13 protein-coding genes and 2 tRNA genes are annotated in these 16,986 nt (G+C 73.2%); 8 read left to right on the top strand and 7 right to left on the bottom strand.

All coding sequences use genetic code 11. From position 1 onward, the window contains the following. Positions 1 to 112: 112 nt before the first annotated feature. Together snpA (AB0P06_RS10925) and snpA (AB0P06_RS10920) are read right to left on the bottom strand one after the other, a co-directional pair. Positions 113 to 730, bottom strand: coding sequence for a snapalysin (gene snpA / locus AB0P06_RS10925; RefSeq protein WP_363606739.1), 618 nt, complete (start codon positions 728 to 730; stop codon positions 113 to 115). Between the two features lie 325 nt (positions 731 to 1,055). Further along, positions 1,056 to 1,691 (bottom strand): snapalysin, encoded by a 636-nt coding sequence (snpA, locus tag AB0P06_RS10920; protein WP_363606738.1) that lies wholly within the window; start codon positions 1,689 to 1,691, stop codon positions 1,056 to 1,058. Positions 1,692 to 1,910: 219 nt separating this feature from the next. Between snpA (AB0P06_RS10920) and AB0P06_RS10915 the strand changes: the two genes are divergently transcribed. Then, positions 1,911 to 2,996 carry a LysR family transcriptional regulator gene (locus AB0P06_RS10915; protein WP_363606737.1) on the top strand — a complete coding sequence of 362 codons (1,086 nt, stop codon included), beginning with the start codon at positions 1,911 to 1,913 and terminating at the stop codon, positions 2,994 to 2,996. A gap of 569 nt (positions 2,997 to 3,565) precedes the next feature. Further along, a tRNA-Lys gene (locus AB0P06_RS10910) sits at positions 3,566 to 3,639 on the top strand. Between the two features lie 96 nt (positions 3,640 to 3,735). Here AB0P06_RS10910 and AB0P06_RS10905 read toward each other — a convergent pair. After that, on the bottom strand, positions 3,736 to 4,611 hold the full coding sequence (locus AB0P06_RS10905; RefSeq protein WP_363606735.1) for an alpha/beta hydrolase: 876 nt from the start codon (positions 4,609 to 4,611) through the stop codon (positions 3,736 to 3,738). Next, a complete protein-coding gene (locus AB0P06_RS10900) occupies positions 4,608 to 5,441 on the bottom strand; it encodes a DUF998 domain-containing protein (protein ID WP_363606801.1) in 834 nt (277 codons plus the stop codon). The genes AB0P06_RS10905 and AB0P06_RS10900 overlap by 4 nt, the downstream gene beginning before the upstream one ends. Before the next feature lie 187 nt (positions 5,442 to 5,628). Here AB0P06_RS10900 and AB0P06_RS10895 point away from each other — a divergent pair. From AB0P06_RS10895 to AB0P06_RS10885, 3 genes are all read left to right on the top strand, one after another. Next, positions 5,629 to 5,702 (top strand) — tRNA-Lys (locus AB0P06_RS10895). Between the two features lie 277 nt (positions 5,703 to 5,979). Beyond that, positions 5,980 to 8,514, top strand: a complete 2,535-nt coding sequence (locus AB0P06_RS10890) for a transglycosylase domain-containing protein (protein WP_363606733.1) — start codon at positions 5,980 to 5,982, stop codon at positions 8,512 to 8,514. Between the two features lie 157 nt (positions 8,515 to 8,671). After that, positions 8,672 to 9,769, top strand: coding sequence for an EamA family transporter (locus tag AB0P06_RS10885; RefSeq protein ID WP_363606731.1), 1,098 nt, complete (start codon positions 8,672 to 8,674; stop codon positions 9,767 to 9,769). On the opposite strand, the gene lepB is transcribed toward AB0P06_RS10885, so the two are convergent. Together lepB and AB0P06_RS10875 are read right to left on the bottom strand one after the other, a co-directional pair. Further along, positions 9,732 to 10,571, bottom strand: coding sequence for a signal peptidase I (gene lepB, locus AB0P06_RS10880; RefSeq protein WP_363606729.1), 840 nt, complete (start codon positions 10,569 to 10,571; stop codon positions 9,732 to 9,734). The genes AB0P06_RS10885 and lepB overlap by 38 nt on opposite strands. Positions 10,572 to 10,817: 246 nt before the next feature. After that, positions 10,818 to 11,153 carry a chorismate mutase gene (locus AB0P06_RS10875; RefSeq protein WP_363606727.1) on the bottom strand — a complete coding sequence of 112 codons (336 nt, stop codon included), beginning with the start codon at positions 11,151 to 11,153 and terminating at the stop codon, positions 10,818 to 10,820. Positions 11,154 to 11,459: 306 nt separating this feature from the next. On the opposite strand from AB0P06_RS10875, the gene AB0P06_RS10870 reads away from it, so the two are divergent. Together AB0P06_RS10870 and AB0P06_RS10865 are read left to right on the top strand one after the other, a co-directional pair. After that, positions 11,460 to 11,885 carry an OsmC family protein gene (locus AB0P06_RS10870; protein WP_363606726.1) on the top strand — a complete coding sequence of 142 codons (426 nt, stop codon included), beginning with the start codon at positions 11,460 to 11,462 and terminating at the stop codon, positions 11,883 to 11,885. Between the two features lie 472 nt (positions 11,886 to 12,357). Next, a complete protein-coding gene (locus tag AB0P06_RS10865; RefSeq protein WP_363606724.1) occupies positions 12,358 to 14,580 on the top strand; it encodes an EAL domain-containing protein in 2,223 nt (740 codons plus the stop codon). A 134-nt stretch (positions 14,581 to 14,714) separates the two neighbouring features. Here the strand turns inward: AB0P06_RS10865 and AB0P06_RS10860 are convergent, their stop codons facing one another. After that, positions 14,715 to 15,815, bottom strand: a complete 1,101-nt coding sequence (locus tag AB0P06_RS10860; RefSeq protein WP_363606723.1) for an LLM class flavin-dependent oxidoreductase — start codon at positions 15,813 to 15,815, stop codon at positions 14,715 to 14,717. Positions 15,816 to 16,347: 532 nt separating this feature from the next. Between AB0P06_RS10860 and AB0P06_RS10855 the strand changes: the two genes are divergently transcribed. Continuing rightward, positions 16,348 to 16,944, top strand: coding sequence for a VTT domain-containing protein (locus tag AB0P06_RS10855; RefSeq protein ID WP_363606722.1), 597 nt, complete (start codon positions 16,348 to 16,350; stop codon positions 16,942 to 16,944). Positions 16,945 to 16,986: the final 42 nt, after the last annotated feature.

Below are 16,986 nucleotides of genomic sequence, written 5' to 3'. Positions count from 1 at the left end.
CGACAGCGCCGCGACGGCGGGATCGCGGCGCCGGAAGGACCGCGCGGACGCGTGCGGCCCGGCCGCTCCGGGGAGCGGCCGGGCCGTCAGGGCTGCGGCCGGTGCGAACCGGTCAGCCGCGGAGCCAGAGGGAGTTCACCCGGCTGCGCTCGGCGCTGTTCGGGTAGGGGTTGGTGCAGGAGGTGCCGGGGCCGCCGCCCGACATCAGCTCGCTGCACGGGCCGGAGTAGTGGTCGGGCAGGCCGAGCACGTGGCCGGTCTCGTGCGCGGTGACCCGGACGGAGCTGTACTGCCGGTTCTGCTGGTAGTCCAGGAAGATGTAGCCCCGGCCGTGACCGTCGGTGCTGGCGTACGAGCCGCGCGAGTCGTTGCCCTCGTAGTAGCGGAAGTCGGCCGCCGAGCCCGAGCGGAGCTGGACGTTGGCGACCGAGCTGTTCCAGATCTGGGCGGACTGGGCTATCTGGCTGCCGAAGCTCGGGGCGCTGCTGGCGTCGTAGGTGACCACGACGGCCTTGAGGTACGGGGTGGCCGCCCGCTTGGCGAGCGCGGACTTCATCACGGCCTCGTAGAACGCCTTGTTGCCGGCGTCCTCGGCGGCCGAGCCCGCGTACCCCGTGGTGGCCGTGTAGCCCTGGACCGGCGCGGCGGCGGCCGCGGTGGGCAGGGCGACCAGGCCGGCGGCGAGCGCGAGACCGACGGCGGCGGAGAACGTCCGTGAAATGCGGTTCATGTGGGGGCTCCGATTCATGAGCGCCGCGGCCGATGGGGGTCGGCGGCGGGACACCTGTCGAGCGGGTCGATGCCCAGAGCTTCGGGCAGCGCGGCGGCCCGGCGCATGATGTCAACCGGTGATAGTGCCGCCCAATACCCCTGCTATCCGGGGCCTTTGAGGTGTCTTTGAATCGCCTTGACTCTGACATGCCCCTGGCATTCCACTCGGGCGGCGGTTAGGCTCCCGGCGAGGAGGCGGACATGGACAGGACGAGCGGAAAACGCGAACGCGTAGCGGGCCGCCCGTACCGGCCGGGCGGCCCGCTACCGGTGCCGGTCGGGCGTCAGTGCGCGGCCCGCAGGCCGTTCTCCCAGAGGGCGTCGACCTGCTGGCGCTCGGCGGCGTCCGGGTAGGGGTTGGTGCAGGACGGGCCGGGACCGCCGCCGGACATCAGCTCGCTGCACGGGCCGGAGTAGTCGTCCGGCAGGCCGAGCACGTGGCCGGTCTCGTGCGCGGTGACGCGCAGTGAGCTGTACTGCTGGTTCTGGGTGTAGTCGAGGAAGATGTACCCGTGGCCGTGGCCGTCGGTGCTGGCGTACGAGCCGTTGCTCGGGTCGTCTCCCTCGTAGTAGGAGAAGTCGGCGTTGCCGCCCTCCTGGAGCTGGACGTTGCCGACCGAGCCGTTCCAGATCTGGGCGGCCTGGGCTATCTCACCGGCGAAGGACGGCGCATTGGTGGTGTCGTAGGTGACCACGACGGACTTGAGGTAGGGCGTCTTCGCCTGCCTGGCCAGGGCCGACTTCATCACGGCCTGGTAGAAGGCGAGGTTGTCGGACCGGTGCGCGGCCGTCCCGGCATGGGCGGTGGCCGTGTAGCCCTGGACGGGCGCGGCGACGGCGGCCGTCGCGGTGGCGGGGACTGCGGCGAGACCGGTCGCGAGGACCAGGCCGAGGGCGGCCGACAGAACGGATCGCTTCACGTGGGGGCTCCGATTCACGGATGCCGGAGCGCCGTCGGCCGATGGGGGCCGGCCGCGGCGGCGGCGGGGATGGGCTCTCTGCCCCAGAGCTTCGACCCGGCCCGCCTCCCGGCGGATGATGTCAATCGGCGATAGCGGCGCCCAATACCGCAGGACCGTCACAACCTTGACGCATGTCATGTCCTTGGCGAGTCAGGTTGGCGCCGTTATGCTCCCGATGTGGAGCTCGACGTGAGACACCTCCGGGTGCTGTGCGCGATCGCCGACACCGGCAGCCTCCGCAAGGCCGCGTTGCAGCTCGGCATGACCCAGCCCTCCCTCACCACCCAGTTGCACCGCATCGAACGGACCGTCGGCGGCAGCCTGTTCACCCGTGAGCAGACCGGCAGCCGGCCCACCGCGCTCGGCCACTCGGTGCTGTCCCGGGCCAGACCGGTGATCGCCGAGATGACCGCGCTGGTCGCCGCCGCCCGGCAGGAGGCCCTGGAGTCCGCGGGCAGCGAGCGCAAACGGCGGCTGCGGATCGGCAGCGTGGGCAGCCGGGCGGTGGCGGCCTGGCTGCGCCGGGTGCACGACCGGCTGCCGGAGACGGACACCACCATCCACATCGACATCTCCGCCAACGCCCTGCTGCGGATGGTCGCCGCCGACCAGTTGGACGTCGCCTTCGTGCACGAGAGCGAGGGCTTCCCGCTGCGGGTGCCGCCCGATGCCGAACACCGGGTACTGATGGCCCGTGAGCCGCAGTTCGTCGCACTCGCCGCCGGCCATCCGGCCGCCACACTGCCCGTCGTCCACCTGGCCGACCTCGCCGAGGACACCTGGATGGTGGACCCGACGGCCGACCACGAATACGCGGCGATGCGCCGGGTGTTCACCGAGGCCGGGCTCAACCCGCGGGTGGTACAGGTCCGCGACAACGCCACCGCCGCCGAACTCGTCGCCTCCGGCGAGGCCGTCCGGCCCTGCCAGCCGACCTCGTCCCCCGGGCCCGGCACGGTCGTCCGGCCGGTGCACGGCGACCCGTTGGCCGTCCGGCTGCTGCTGGCCTGGCGGCCGCGCGCGCTCAGCCCGCGCGCGCTCGACGCGCTCTACGGGGAGTTGCGCGCCGCCTACCTGGACCTGGCCCGGGTGAATCCGGCCTATCTGGCCTGGCTGGTCCGACACGACCAGGTACTGCACCACCTGCTGGGCCAGGACCTCGACGACCGCCCGTCCGAGGGGCAGGCCCGCGCGGCTCAGTCCGCCCCGGCGGCTCCGCCCTCCCTGGCGTGCGGCACCTCGGGCGACGGCACGGCGCGATGAGGGCACTCCCGACATGCCCGTTTCGCCCGTTTCGCCGCTCCGTCAGCCCCAGTTGACGCCGCCGTGCGCGAACCGGGTGACAGCTCGGCGGGTTTCCGGGCATGCCCGCGCGCCGTACGCCACGGCCCGGCGGATCACCCCGCTAGATTCGTCCCGGTTGACAGGGAGCGGGTCCGGGCGGACTCCACGACACGGGTGGCCTGCGGGCAACGCGGAAGGTCAAGGCCGGTGGCAGGACAGCGGGGGCGGCGCCGTTCCCCCCGTGTCCGCACCACCGGCCTCGTGATCACCGCGCTGCTCGCCAGCGCCTGCCATGCCGTCGCTGTGGCCGCGGCCCTCCCGCGGGCGGCCGCGGTCCTTCCGCGGAGGGCGGCGAAGGCGAGCCACTTCTCCCGGCCCACCTTGACGCAGTCCACGCCCGCCAGACCGGGCGAGCCCAGGCCGGCCAGGCCCTTGCGGGTCGCCACCACGACGGCGACGAGGTTGACCTCGCTCGCGACGGAGTGTGGCCGCGCGGTCGCGATTCGGCGGATCGGCCCGGCTCCGTGTAACCTCTTCCAGGTCAGCAGGCGCCGCTAGCTCAGTTGGTTAGAGCAGCTGACTCTTAATCAGCGGGTCCGGGGTTCGAGTCCCTGGCGGCGCACATGGCAAGGTCTCAGGCCGTTCACCTCAGGTGGACGGCCTGAGGCGTTTCCGGGGCAGGGCACCGGACGCCGAGTGCGGGGCGGCGTGCCCCGTCTCAGCGGGTGTCCAGGATCGCCGAGGCCACCGCGTCCGGCCGGTCGAACATCAGCAGGTGACCGGCCGGTGCGGTGGTCCGGAAGTCGGCCCCGAGCAACGCCGCGAGTTCCCGCTGGCCGCCCAGCCAGTCCTGGGTACGGCGGGTCCGACACCCGTCGTCGGCGGCGAGCACGGTGACCGGCAGGTCGTCCGGCAGCGGCGCGGTGCACCGCAGTTCGTCCAGCTCGGCGGCCATGTCCAGGTAGCGCGCGTTCTCCCGGAGCAGCGCGCGCAGGGCCCGGCCGGTCCGGTAGCAGTGCCGCACCAGGGGCGCCGGGGCGAGGTCCTCCCGGCGGACCGTGGACGCTCTGGCGGTCAGCCGGCGCGCGGTCGGCCCGAAGAGGTAGGGCACCGCGACCGCCGTGGCCGCGCCCGCGATGGTACGGGCCGCCAGATCCCGCAGTCCGGGAGCCGGGCGCGGGCGCGGGTCCGACTCGACACTGCCGTCCAGCAGGACCAGCCCGGCCACCCGCTCCGGGTGCAGCCGGGAGAAGGCCTCGACGTGGAACCCCGCCAGCGAGTGGCCCGCCACCGTGCAGGGCCCGTGCAGCCCGAGCGCGTCCAGCACGCCCCGGATGCGTTCGGCCTCGCCCGCCGCCGAGGGGGCCGGACGGGTCGCGGGCTCCGGCGCGCTCAACCCGTACCCGGGCCGGTCGAACCGGACCACGGTGCGGTACGGGGCGAGGAAGGAGACGACGAGGTCCCAGTCGAACCAACTGCTGCCGAGCCCGCCGGTGAGCAGGCAGACCGGCCCGTCGCCCTCGATGCGCACATGCAGGGGTATGCCGTCGATGCGTAGGAACGTCGCCGTCGCGCCCCCTCTTTCCATGGTCATCGCGACTCCCACCCCTCGGCCCCGGCCTGGCCCTGCGCCGCGTCGTGCTCGACGTGCCGTTCGGGGTGCCGCCCGGTGCACTGCCCGGCGTGCCGTCCGGTGCCGCCGTGAACGGCCGCCGGCCCCTCGAAGCGGGCGACGCTCCGGGCCAGGACCGCCAGCCAGAGTGCGACCAGGAGGACCTGGAGCCGCTGGCCCGCGCCCAGTGACCAGGTGCCGTGACCGGCCTCGAAGGCGGCGATCGCGGCCAGGCTCCAGCCGGTGGCCAGCAGCTCGCCGGCCAGCAGCCACGGTCCGAACCGGCGGACCGGCGGCCACCAGCCGTAGCGCCGGGCCGCGACGGTGAGCGCGATCAGCCCGGTGAGCGCCCCGACCATGGCGAGGCTGCTGGTCACGGCGTGCGCGGTATGGGTGGCCGGGACCAGCCCGGCCGTCTCCCGGGCCGCGCACATCTCGTCGCTGGTGGGCGCGCAGCTCAGTGGCAGGCGGGAGTCGGCAGCCGTGGCCACGCCGAACAGGGCCAGCGCCGCCCAGCCGGTCACCGCCCAGGGGAGCCAGGGCCCCACGCCGCCGACCGGCCCGGTACCGGCTCGGGCGCCGTCGGCCCGCGCGGTGCGGCGCGCCGCGGACCGGGCGCCCGCGACCAGGGCCGTGACGGCCGCCGCGAGGACGGCGAGCCCGGCGACCAGGTCGGTGGCCCGGAACAGCCCGCCCAGCGGCTGGTCCTCGGCGGCGAGTTCGCTGATGTACGCCTGGACCGGGTCGAGGCCGGTGCTCAGCACCACCTCCAGCACCCACGCCGTGTACGCCACCGCGCTGAGCAGCAGCAGGGCTGCGACGGCGAGCCGAGCTTTCCGGCGGCCGGGGTCTGGGCTGGGCACGTTTCCACCCTAACCGGCGGAAAACTCCGCCCCAACCGGGCGGAAACGGGCACCTTCGGCGGGCAGCGGACCCCCGGCCGGACCGCGGCGGTACGACGCACCCCTCGAAACCGTGTATTGTTTTCCAGGTCAGCAGGCGCCGCTAGCTCAGTTGGTTAGAGCAGCTGACTCTTAATCAGCGGGTCCGGGGTTCGAGTCCCTGGCGGCGCACAGACATTGGGGAGCCTCTCGCACACGCGAGGGGCTCCCCGATTTTTTTGCCCATGGTGCCCGATTTGCGTGTGATGTCGGTCTCGCTTCCTGTTCTGGCGGAGCCAACCGACCCTTTCCACGCGTTCTGGGCTGTAAACCGGAAACGGGACAAAGGTCCCTAACCGTCGACGAACCCGTCTGTGCAGGCTGGCTCGGTCCACCCACAGGAAAGGCCGCCGCTTTGTCCCGAAACGCCCAGAGCGGCCGCCGTGTGCCGTCCGTCAGACTCCGCCCGGTGAAGCGCCTGAAGCGTTCATCGGAGCGCCCCGCCCGCAGCGGCAAGCCGAAGCGTCCGAAGCGCACCGGCTGGCGCCGGCTGATCCCGACCTGGCGGATGACCCTGCTCGGGCTCGCGGCCTCGCTGCTGCTCGGCGTCGGCCTGTTCGCCCTGGGCGTCGCCCTGGTGAAGGTGCCGGACGCGCACGCCGCCGCGACCGCCCAGAGCAACACCTGGCTCTACCAGGACGGCTCGGTGATCGCCCGGACCGGCCAGACCAACCGGCAGAACGTCGGCCTGGACAAGGTCTCCCCCGCCGCCCAGCACGCCGCGCTGGCCGCCGAGGACCGCAACTTCTACCACGAGGGCGCCGTCAACGTGCCCGGTCTGGCCCGCGCCGCCTTCAACACCGCCAAGGGCGAGGGCACCCAGGGCGGCTCCACGATCACCCAGCAGTACGTGAAGAACACGTACCTGAGCCAGAAGCAGTCCGTCACCCGCAAGGTGAAGGAACTCTTCATAGCGATCAAGGTGGACGCCACCGAGAGCAAGGACGAGATCCTCTCCGGCTACCTCAACACCTCCTACTACGGGCGCGGCGCCTACGGCATCCAGGCCGCCGCCCAGGCGTACTTCGGCGTGGACGCGTCCGCCCTCAACGCCGCCCAGGGCGCCTACCTGGCCACGCTCCTGAACGCGCCCAGCGCCTACGACGTGGCCACCGCGACCCCGGCGGGCAAGCAGAACGCCCTCAACCGCTGGAACTACGTCCTGGACGGCATGGTGAAGGAGGGCTGGCTCTCCGCCGAGGAGCGGACCGCCACCGCCTTCCCCGAGGTCAAGGACCCGCAGGGCAATCCCGGTCTGTCCGGCCAGGCCGGCTACCTGGTCGACGCCGCCACCCAGTACCTGACCTCGAACCAGATCATCACCGAGGCCGAGCTGGCCAAGGGCGGCTACAGCATCAGGCTGACCGTCGACCCGGCGCGCCAGCAGGCCCTCCAGGACTCGGTGCAGGCGCAGCTGCACGACACCCTCAACCCGGACAAGCGGAAGAAGGACGCGGCCGCCCAGGCCGGCGCCGTCTCGGTCGACCCGAAGACCGGTGCCGTGGTCGCCCTGTACGGCGGTGTCGACTACACCAAGCACTACATCGACAACGCCACCCGGCGTGACTACCAGGCCGGCTCCACCTTCAAGGCGATCGCGCTGGCCGCGGCACTGGAGAACGGCGCCAAGACCCAGTCCGGTCAGACCATCACACCGCGCACGGTGTACGACGGCACCAGCGGCCGCAAGGTCCGGGGCGGCAAGGGCACCCCGTACGCGCCGCCGAACGAGGGCGACAAGAGCTATGGCCAGGTCACCCTTCAGCAGGCCACCGACTGGTCGGTGAACTCGGTGTTCGCCCAGCTCGCCCAGGACACCGGGCTGCAGAAGGTCCGGGACACCGCCATCGCGCTCGGCCTGCCGAGCAACACCCCCGGGCTCGACCCGGTGCCGTCCATCCCGCTCGGCGCGGCCACCCCGAGCCCGCTCGACATCGCCGGTGTGTACGCCACGCTGGACAACGACGGCAAGCAGATCACCCCGTGGCTGGTGCAGGCGGTGGACCGCGAGGGCGAGCAGCTCCCGCTCCCGGCCCACAAGACCACCCAGGCGGTCAGCCAGGAGACCGCGCGCCAGGTCACCTCGATGCTGCAGGGCGTGGTGAGCGACCCGGGCGGCACCGGCTGGCGGGCCAAGGCGCTGGGCCGCCCGGTCGCCGGCAAGACCGGCACGACGGACGACCAGAAGTCGGTCTGGTTCGTCGGGTACACCCCCGAGCTGGTGACCTCCGTGGCGCTGTTCGGCCAGGACCCGACCACCGGCGCCCAGGTCAGCCTCAGCGGCACCGGCGGGATCGACGGCGCGGCGGGCGGCCAGTACCCCGCGCAGATCTGGACCAGCTACATGAAGGCGGCGTTGAAGGGGCAGCCGGTCGCGAACTTCGCCTCGCCGTCGGGCGCGGACGACTCCTCGTCGAACAGCGGATCCTCCGGTGGCCCGGACAGCTCCTCGACCCCGTCCGGGTCGGCTTCCGCCCCGGCCTCCTCGGGCGGCAGCGGTGCGACGGGCGGCTCGGGCACCGGTTCCGGCGCGGGCACCCCGCCGGGTGCGTCGAGCTCCGGGTCCTCGGGCGGCTCCGGGTCCTCGGGCGGCTCCGGGTCCTCCGGGTCCTCGGGCTCGTCCGGTGGACAGGGTGGCTCGGGCGGTTCCGGTGGTTCGGGCTCGGGCGGCGGGGCGACCGCCCCCACCCAGCCCACGACGCCCCGGCCGAGCGGCAAGCCCACCCGGACGCCGGCGCCGACCACCGGTCCGACCACCGCGCCCGAGCCCTCGGGCGGTACGGGCGGCGGCTCGGGCTCCGGTACCGGCTCGGGCTCGGGTGGCGGCACGGGCTCCGGCACGGGCTCCGGCACGGGCGGCTCGGGCTCCGGCACGGGCTCGGATACGGGTACGGGTGGCGGCACGGGCGCGGGCGCGCTCTCCGGAGCGGGCGCGCGGCAGTAGTCGGGGCGCGTCGGCCGCGACCGCCTGGGGGTGGTCGCGGCCGACGGGCGTTTTCGGGCGATCCCAGGTGTACCCGCCACCCTGCACAGGTTCAGGCAGGACCAAATACCGAAATGGCGCCTTACCCAAGCGCCGGTATGACTGTCACAATGCGTCGGTGCACAGCTCAACGCCCCGGCTCGACCGTTCCTCGGGCAGAACCCTCGGCCTCGCCCTCGCGCTGGTCTCCGCCGTCGCCTTCGGCGGCTCCGGCACCGCCGCCAAGCCTCTGATCGAGGCCGGCCTCTCGCCGCTGCATGTGGTCTGGCTCCGGGTCACCGGCGCCGCCGTGGTCCTCCTCCCGCTGGCCTACCGCCACCGCGCCGTCGTGCTCCGCAGGCCCGGCCTGCTCCTCGGGTTCGGCCTGCTCGCCGTGGCCGGCGTCCAGGCCTGCTACTTCGCGGCGATCTCTCGGATCCCGGTCGGCGTCGCCCTGCTGATCGAGTACCTCGGCCCCCCGCTGCTCATCGGCTACGTCAAGTTCGTCCAGCGCAGGCCGATCAGCCGGGGCTCCGCCATCGGCGCCGGCGTCGCCGTGGCCGGGCTGGCCTGCGTGGTCGAGGTCTGGAACGGTCTGAGCTTCGACGCGTTGGGCGTCCTGTTCGCGCTCGGGGCGGCCTGCTGTCAGGTCGGCTACTTCGTCCTGGCCGACGCCGGCAGCCGGGGGGACCGCCCGGTGGACCCGATCGCCGTCAGCGCGTACGGGCTGCTGATCGGCGCGGTGGTGCTCACCGCCTTCACCCGCCCCTGGCAGGCCGACTGGAGCCCGCTCGGCGGTGACGTCGTGATGAACGGGCACACGCTGCCCGCGCTCGTCCCGGCGGCCTGGATGATCCTGATCGCGACCGTGCTCGCCTACCTGACCGGTGTGGTCGCCGTCCGGCACCTGTCGCCCCCGGTCGCCGGGGTGGTGGCCAACCTGGAGGCCGTCGTCGCCACCGTCCTCGCCTGGATCCTGCTCGGCGAGCACCTGGGTCTGCCGCAGATGGCCGGCGGCCTGCTCGTCCTGGCCGGCGCCTTCGCGGCCCAGGCGAGCAAGCCCGCGGTCGAACCGGCCGGTGCCGTGGCGGCCGGATCCGAGGTGACCGGGGCCGAGGTGACCGGTGCTGTCGCGGCCGGAGCGGAGGCGGCCGGTACCGCCCGTGGTTCCGGGGGACGCGCGGCCTCCCAGCGCGAGGTCAGCGACCGACCCAGCCGAACCAGTCGAGGTGGCTGAGCGGCCACACGACGGCCGACACCGGCCCGACCACGTTGTCCACCGGCACGGCCCCACCACCGGGGCCGCGCTGGTGGTAGCGCGAGTCCGCCGAGTCGCTGCGGTGGTCGCCCTCCACCCAGACGTACCCCTGGGGCACCGTGACCGGCCCGAAGTTCATCCCGGCACAGGAGTCGTCCCCGGGGTGGAGGTACGGCTCGTCGACCTTCGCCCCGTTGACGGTCAGCGTGGTACCCGAGCACTGCACGGTCTGGCCGCCGGTCGCGATGACCCGCTTGACCAGGTAGTTGTCGTCCTTCGGCGGGATCAGCCCGACGAAGCCGAGCACCGAGCCCAGGGCGTTGGACACCGGGTTCCCGCCGGTCGGCTGCGGCGGCAGCCAGTCACCCGGGTCCTTGAAGACCACCGGCTGGCCGGCCTCCGGCTCCCAGCCGGTCAACGGCGCGAGCTTGTTCACCCCGACCCGGTCGCCGATCCGCAGCGTGTTCTCCATCGACCCGGAGGGGATGGTGAACACCTGGAACAGACAGGTCTTGATCAGCAGCGCGACCACCAGGCCGACCGCCGCCATCGCGGGGATCTCGATCCACCACGGTCGGTGACGACGCCCTGCCCGCCGGTCCCCGGCGTCCTTCTGCGGCTTCGACGGCCTCGGCGCCTTCCGCGTCCGTGCCCGGCGTGCCTCCGCGCGGCCACCGCCACCGCCATCGCTGGAGCCACCGTGGCCGTTGTGGCCGCCGCCGACAGCCGGGGGCTGGCCGGCCCCGGCGTCGCTGTGCGTATCGGGCAGGTTCACCGCCATCGTCGCTGCTCACCTCTCCGGCTGGGGGAACCTGCACGCTACGCCAACCGTGAAGCCTCACGAAATCCGGCTTTTAGCTGCGCCCGACATCGCGGCCGAGGACATGTCGAGGAGAGCACGACGCGATCACCTGCGGATCGCCCGGTGAGTCGCGGCACCCGCGCGGCCTCGGGCACGGCCGCAGGGGCGGGCTCAGGGGCACGGACCCGGGCCCACGGGCTCGGGTACGGGCTGGGGTCCGCGGGCTCAGGCGCGGGCGATCGCCTCGTGGTGGCGGATCACCTCGGCGATGATGAAGTTGAGGAACTTCTCCGCGAACACCGGATCGAGATGCGCCCCGGCGGCCAGCTCCCGCAGACGCCGGATCTGGTCGCGCTCCCGCGCCGGATCGGCCGGCGGCAGCCTGTGCTCGGCCTTGAGCCGGCCGACCCGCTGGGTCGCCTTGAAGCGCTCGGCCAGCATGTGGACCACCGCGGCGTCGATGTTGTCGATGCTCTCGCGCAGGCTGGTCAGCTCGGCCCGCACGGCGTCGTCGATCCCCTCGGGAAGTCCGGCATCGGGGGTCGTGGGGTGATCCGTCATCGGGGCGGCTCCGCGGCTGTCTGGTGGTGGGCACCCGACCGTCCGACGGCCGGGCTCGGGCCCGGGCAAATCTAACAGGGCGCCCGGCGCGGATCCGCACCATTCGGCGTATCCGTCCACGATCCGGACAGCGTACGGACCGATGGGCGACCGGCGCCCGCGCACCGGCCGGCGCGGGCCCGAGGACTTCCGGGCACGGCGCCCCGAGTCGCTGCGCGTGGTCGGCCCCCGACCTCCCCGTAGGCTGGTGCGCGGCATGACCGGAAGTGACGAATCAGCAGTTCCTCATACCTGGAGGTACCGATCGTGGCAACCACTCGCACCGCCCGCACCGCGTGGGAAGGCAACCTGCTCGAGGGCAAGGGTCAGGTGACCTTCGCCTCCTCCGGCATCGGTGAGTACCCGGTCTCCTGGCCGGCCCGGTCCGAGGAGCCCAACGGCAAGACCAGCCCGGAGGAGCTCATCGCCGCCGCGCACTCCGCGTGCTTCTCGATGGCCCTCTCGCACGGCCTGGCCGGCGCGGGCACCCCGCCCACCAAGCTGGACACCCAGGCCGATGTCACCTTCCAGCCCGGCACCGGTATCACCGGCATCCACCTGACCGTCACCGGCCAGGTGCCCGGCCTCGACGAGGCCGGCTTTGTGAAGGCCGCCGAGGACGCCAAGGCGAACTGCCCGGTCAGCCAGGCCCTGACCGGCACCACCATCACCCTCACGGCCAAGCTGGCCTGACCCCTCTGCCGGGGCCGCCGGCTCCGATCCCGGGGCCGGCGTTCCGGCGGGTCATGCGGGCTCGGCGGGCCGGTGCGCGGCATGAACATGTGGGCGCGCTCCGGGTACTCAAGGAGCGCCCGACGGCGTGCACTCGGAGCACGCGCCCCCGGTGCACATCATGTGATGTGCACCGGGGGCGTCCGCACGTACCACCACACTTGATCTCAAAGCGGACGAATCACCCCGGCGGCGGTCACCGCGCGTTGTCGCCGCGTCTTATGATCGGCCGCAGCGCCCTGTTCTTCACGCGGGTCTCCACACGAACGCTCACCAACGAGCGCTCAGCACCGGACTCCGAGGACCTCGACAGAGTGCGGGAGCCGGCCGCCGCAGTCCCGGGTGTCCGGCCGGACCAGCGTCAAGCGTCAGCAGCGGACGGGAGCATGCCGTGCCGGGCCAGAACGAGGGGGCCGACGCACACCACCCAGGCGTGCGGCACGAAGAACCGCAACACCACCGTCGTCTGCTGTCGCCGGCCCTCCGCCCGGCCGACGGCCCCGTCGGCACCTCCGGCGCCGCACGGGACGGCACTCACGGCTTCTCCGTCAACACCGTCACCGGTGACAGGGCCACGCCCGGAACCGGTACCGGGCCCGGCACCGGTGCCGACATCGGACACGCTGCCGTACCCGGCTTCGGAGCGGCCGGCAGGATCGCCACCGCGGTCGACAGCACCGTCGTCCGCTGCCCCACCTGCTCGGCCCCGCTGACGAACGGCTCGCACCGGCCGGCCGCCGGAGCCGACCAGCCGGCCGAGGGGACCGACCGGCTACTGGCCGCGCTGCGTGCCAGCGAGTCCCGCTTCCGGGCCGCCTTCTGCGACGCGGGCATCGGGATGGCACTGATCGACCCCGACGACCGGATCATCGAGGTCAACCCCGCCTTCGCCACACTGATCGGCCGCGGGGTCGGCGAACTGGTCCGCACCCACATCCACGACATCATCGACCCGGAGGGCATGCCGCACCGCCTCTTCCCCGAACTCGTCCGGGGTGAGCGCGAACGGCTGCGGGTGGAGAAACAGCTCAAGCACCGCGAGGGCCACACGGTCTGGAGCAAGGTGACCATCTCCCTGATCAGGGACGAGGTGGGGAGCCCGCTCTACACGCTCGCGATGGTCGAGGACATCACCGAGCAGCGCCGGCTCGGCGACCGCCTGGAGTACCAGGCACTGCACGACCCGCTGACCCGGCTGCCCAACCGAACGTCCTTCTTCGAACGGCTCGACGCCGCCTGCCTCACCACGAGCGGCCCGGCGGCGGGCCAGACCGGCGGCCCGGGAGACAGCCCGGGAGACAGCCCGGCCGTCGGGCCGGGCGCCGGACCGGGCGGGGCCGCAGCCGCCTCCCCGGCGACCGGGGCGGGCCCCGCCGGGCCGGACAGGCGCCGGGTCGGGGTCTGCTACCTGGACCTCGACGGCTTCGCCGCGATCAACGAAACACTCGGTCACCACATCGGCGACCAGTTGCTGATCGCCGTCGCCACCCGGCTCCGGCACGGATTCTCCGAACAGGCCGCCCATCTGGTGGCCCGGATGGGCGGCGACGAGTTCGCGGTCCTGGTCACCGACAGCAAGGGCAGTGACCAGCTGACCGACCTGGCCGGCCGGATCCTCGCAGTGCTGGAACAGCCCTTCGACGTGGCCGGGCACCGGCTGGTGGTGACCGCCAGCGTCGGCGTCGTCGAACGGTCCGTGCACGAGACCACACCCACCGACCTGGTCAAGGACGCCGACGCCACCCTGTACTGGTCCAAAGCGGACGGCCGGGCCCGCTGGACCCTCTACGACCCGGACCGCGGCGCCCACCAGCTCACCCGCCAGCTGCTCGCCACCGCACTGCGCCCGGCCCTGGAGCGCGGCGAGTTCACCATCGAGTACCAGCCCCTCGTCGGCCTCTCCGACGGTGCGGTGCGCGGCGCCGAGGCCCTCGTCCGCTGGCGCCACCCCCGCTACGGGACGCTCTCCCCGGACCGCTTCATCCCGCTGGCCGAGGAGTCCGGTGCGATCGTGCCGCTCGGCAAGTGGGTCCTGGAGGAGTCCTGCCGCCAGGCGCAGCGCTGGCTCACCGAGTTCCCCGACACCGAGACGTTTGTGAGCGTCAACCTCGCCGCCCGGCAGATCTGGGACTCCGACGTGGTCGCCGACGTGGCGCAGGCGCTCGACCGTACCGGTCTGCCGGCCCGGCTGCTGCAACTGGAGATCACCGAGAGCGCGCTGCTCGGCCCGGGCGGGCGCCCCCTGCAGGCCCTGCAGGCGCTCGCCGACATGGGCGTCCGGATCGCGATCGACGACTTCGGCACCGGCTACTCCAACCTGGCGTACCTCTCACGGCTGCCGGTGCACGTGCTGAAGCTCGACGGCACGTTCATCGAAGGGTTCCGCGACCCGGCCCCGGCGGGCCGCACCGAGCTCCCCGGGGCCGGCACCCGCCGGAGCGACGCCGATGAGCAGATCGTCGGCGCGATGGTGCAGCTGGCCCACACCCTCGGCCTGACCGTCACGGCCGAGGGCATCGAAAGCGCGGCGCAGGCCGAGCGGCTGCGGTTGACCGGCTGCGACACCGCCCAGGGCTGGTACTTCGCCAGGCCGGGCGAGGCCGAGCTCGTCGCCGCCATACTCCGTGAGGGCCGCCCGGGGCCGGGCGGGCGATAGCGGCGGATTGCCGCGGCTCGGCCGGAACGGTGTCCGCGCGGTGTTCGCACAGTGTGTGCGCGGCGGCGCCGGGACGGGCGCGGATTCGGGCGCCGACCCGGGCGCCGGTCCGCCGCGACCGGCCTCGGCCCGGCTCAGGCGGTGCCGGACTGCCCGGTCAGTCCGTACGCCTGGGCGATCAGCCCGTACGAGCGGTACCGGGCCTCGTGACCGTGGATGTGCGAGGTGACCATCAGCTCGTCCACCCCGGTCCGCTTGCGCAACGCCTCCAGCCCGTCGGCGACCTCGCCCGGTGAGCCCAGGACGACATTGCCCAGCCAGTCGTCGACGAAATCCGCCTCCACCGGGCTGTACGGGTAGGACTCGGCCTCCTCGGGGGTGGGGATCGGGCCCGGGTTCCCCCTGCGCAGCCGGAGCATCCCGAGCGCCGCCGAGCGCGCGAGCCGTCGGGCGGTCGTCTCGTCGTCGGCCGCGACCGCGCTCACCCCGATCAGCGCATACGGCTCGCTGAGCACGGCCGACGGGCGGAACGCCGAGCGATAGAGATCGAGGGCCGGGATGGTGTTGACGCTGCTGAAGTGGTGGGCGAACGCGAACGGCAGGCCGAGGCGGCCGGCCAGCTGGGCGCTGAAGCCCGACGAGCCGAGCAGCCAGATCGGGGGCCGCCCGTCCCCCTGCGGGACAGCCGTCAACCGGGCGTAGGGGTGGCCGGCCGGGAAGTCGCCGTCGAGGAAGTGCGTCAGCTCGGCGAGCTGCTGGGGGAAGTCCTCCGCGCCGTCGGCGAGGCCCCGCCGCAGTGCTCGCGCGGTGGCGGGGTCGGTGCCGGGGGCCCGGCCGAGGCCGAGGTCGATGCGGCCGGGGTGCAGAGCCTCCAGCAGGCCGAACTGCTCGGCGATCGCCAGCGGGGCGTGGTTCGGCAGCATGACTCCGCCCGAGCCGAGCCGCAGTGTCGTGGTGTGGGCCCCGAGGTGGGCCAGCAGGACGGCCGGCGTGGAGCTGGCGACGCCCGGCATGCCGTGGTGCTCGGCCACCCAGAAGCGGTGGTAGCCCCACTCCTCCGCGCTGCGTGCCAGCGTCGTGGTCGCGGCCAGCGCCTCGCCCGGCGTGTAGCCGACGCCGACGGTGGCCAGGTCGAGGATCGAGAGCGGCGCGGGCGCCGCCCCCCGGACAGTGCCTCGGATCGCCGCGTGGGTCTGCGGTTCGGGTCCGCGCTCCTGCTGGTCCTCGGTGGTCATACCGTCCGCCCTCCGGGCTGTCGTGGAGCGACCGTGCCCATGCGCCGGTGGTCGCTTCTGCCGACGGAGGTCAACCACACGGCCGAGTCGGCTGTTCCCGGGGCCAGGCGGGCCCGTCCGGGTGCCGGTCCCGTTGGTGCTGGTGCCGTTGGTGCCGGCGCCGCCCCGGTCGGGTGAGGATGCGGCTACCGACCGTTCGGCTGACTCAGAGCCAGCGGTCGGACACGCGTGGCGACTTCACGCCAGAGCGGGAAGTCGCCAACCGCAGGGCTCGCGATCGGCGGCCGACGTCCGGCAGGCTAGTGATCAGGAGCGGATCACCCAACCGGATCCGCACTCCACCAGCAAGGTCGTCGGGCTGGACCAGCGCCGATCGATCCCCGTGAGCCCCTGGAGCGGCACCCCGCTCCAGGGGCTCGCGCCTTGTGACGCAGGGCATGCCCGGGGTGCTTCATGGCATGAAAAGTCGAGGCGCTAGCGTTGACCCCTGCAGCCATCTGCTCCCTCGGGCAGCCTGGAGGGAGTATGGACCTTGGACATCGCGGCGGTGATCGGATCCTCGTGGATCTGCGCCCTGGCGCTCTGCGCCGTATTGGGCGACGCCTTTCTGCCCTTCATCCCCAGCGGGACGCTGGTCATCCTGGCCGTGCTCAAGACGGCACAGATAGACGGCGCGCCGGTGGTGCTGGGGCTGTGCGTGGCACTGGCCTCGTTCCTCGGCGATCTCCTGCTGCTCAGCCTCGCCCGGCGCGGCGCCCCTCTGGTGAGTCGACGGCTTGAGCACCGCCCACAGCTGGCGGCGAACGTCGCCAAGGTCCAACGGGCTCTGGACGGCCGGACCACCGGGGCGGCGGCAGCGATGGTGGTGATCGCGCGGTTCGTACCGGCCGGGCGGACCGTCCTCGACCTGGCCATCGGCCACTCCCCCGCCCACCCGCGCCGCTTCCTCCGCTGGTCCGCGCTGGCCGCACTGGTCTGGGCCGCCTACATCGTGACGCTGGGCTGGCTCAACAGCCACTGGTTCGACACCGCCTGGCTGAGCCTCGCGGTCTCCTGCACCGCCGCCACCATCGTCAGCACCGCCATCGCGCGCGTCGTGCGCCGCAGCCGGCGGCTGGCCGCCGCCTGAGGGCTGACGGGGCTGGGGGCCGCCGCCTGAGGGCTGACGGCT

This window comes from Kitasatospora sp. NPDC088351 (assembly GCF_040685575.1).
Classification (GTDB): domain Bacteria; phylum Actinomycetota; class Actinomycetes; order Streptomycetales; family Streptomycetaceae; genus Kitasatospora.
This window is presented reverse-complemented; position numbering and strand designations above follow the sequence as displayed.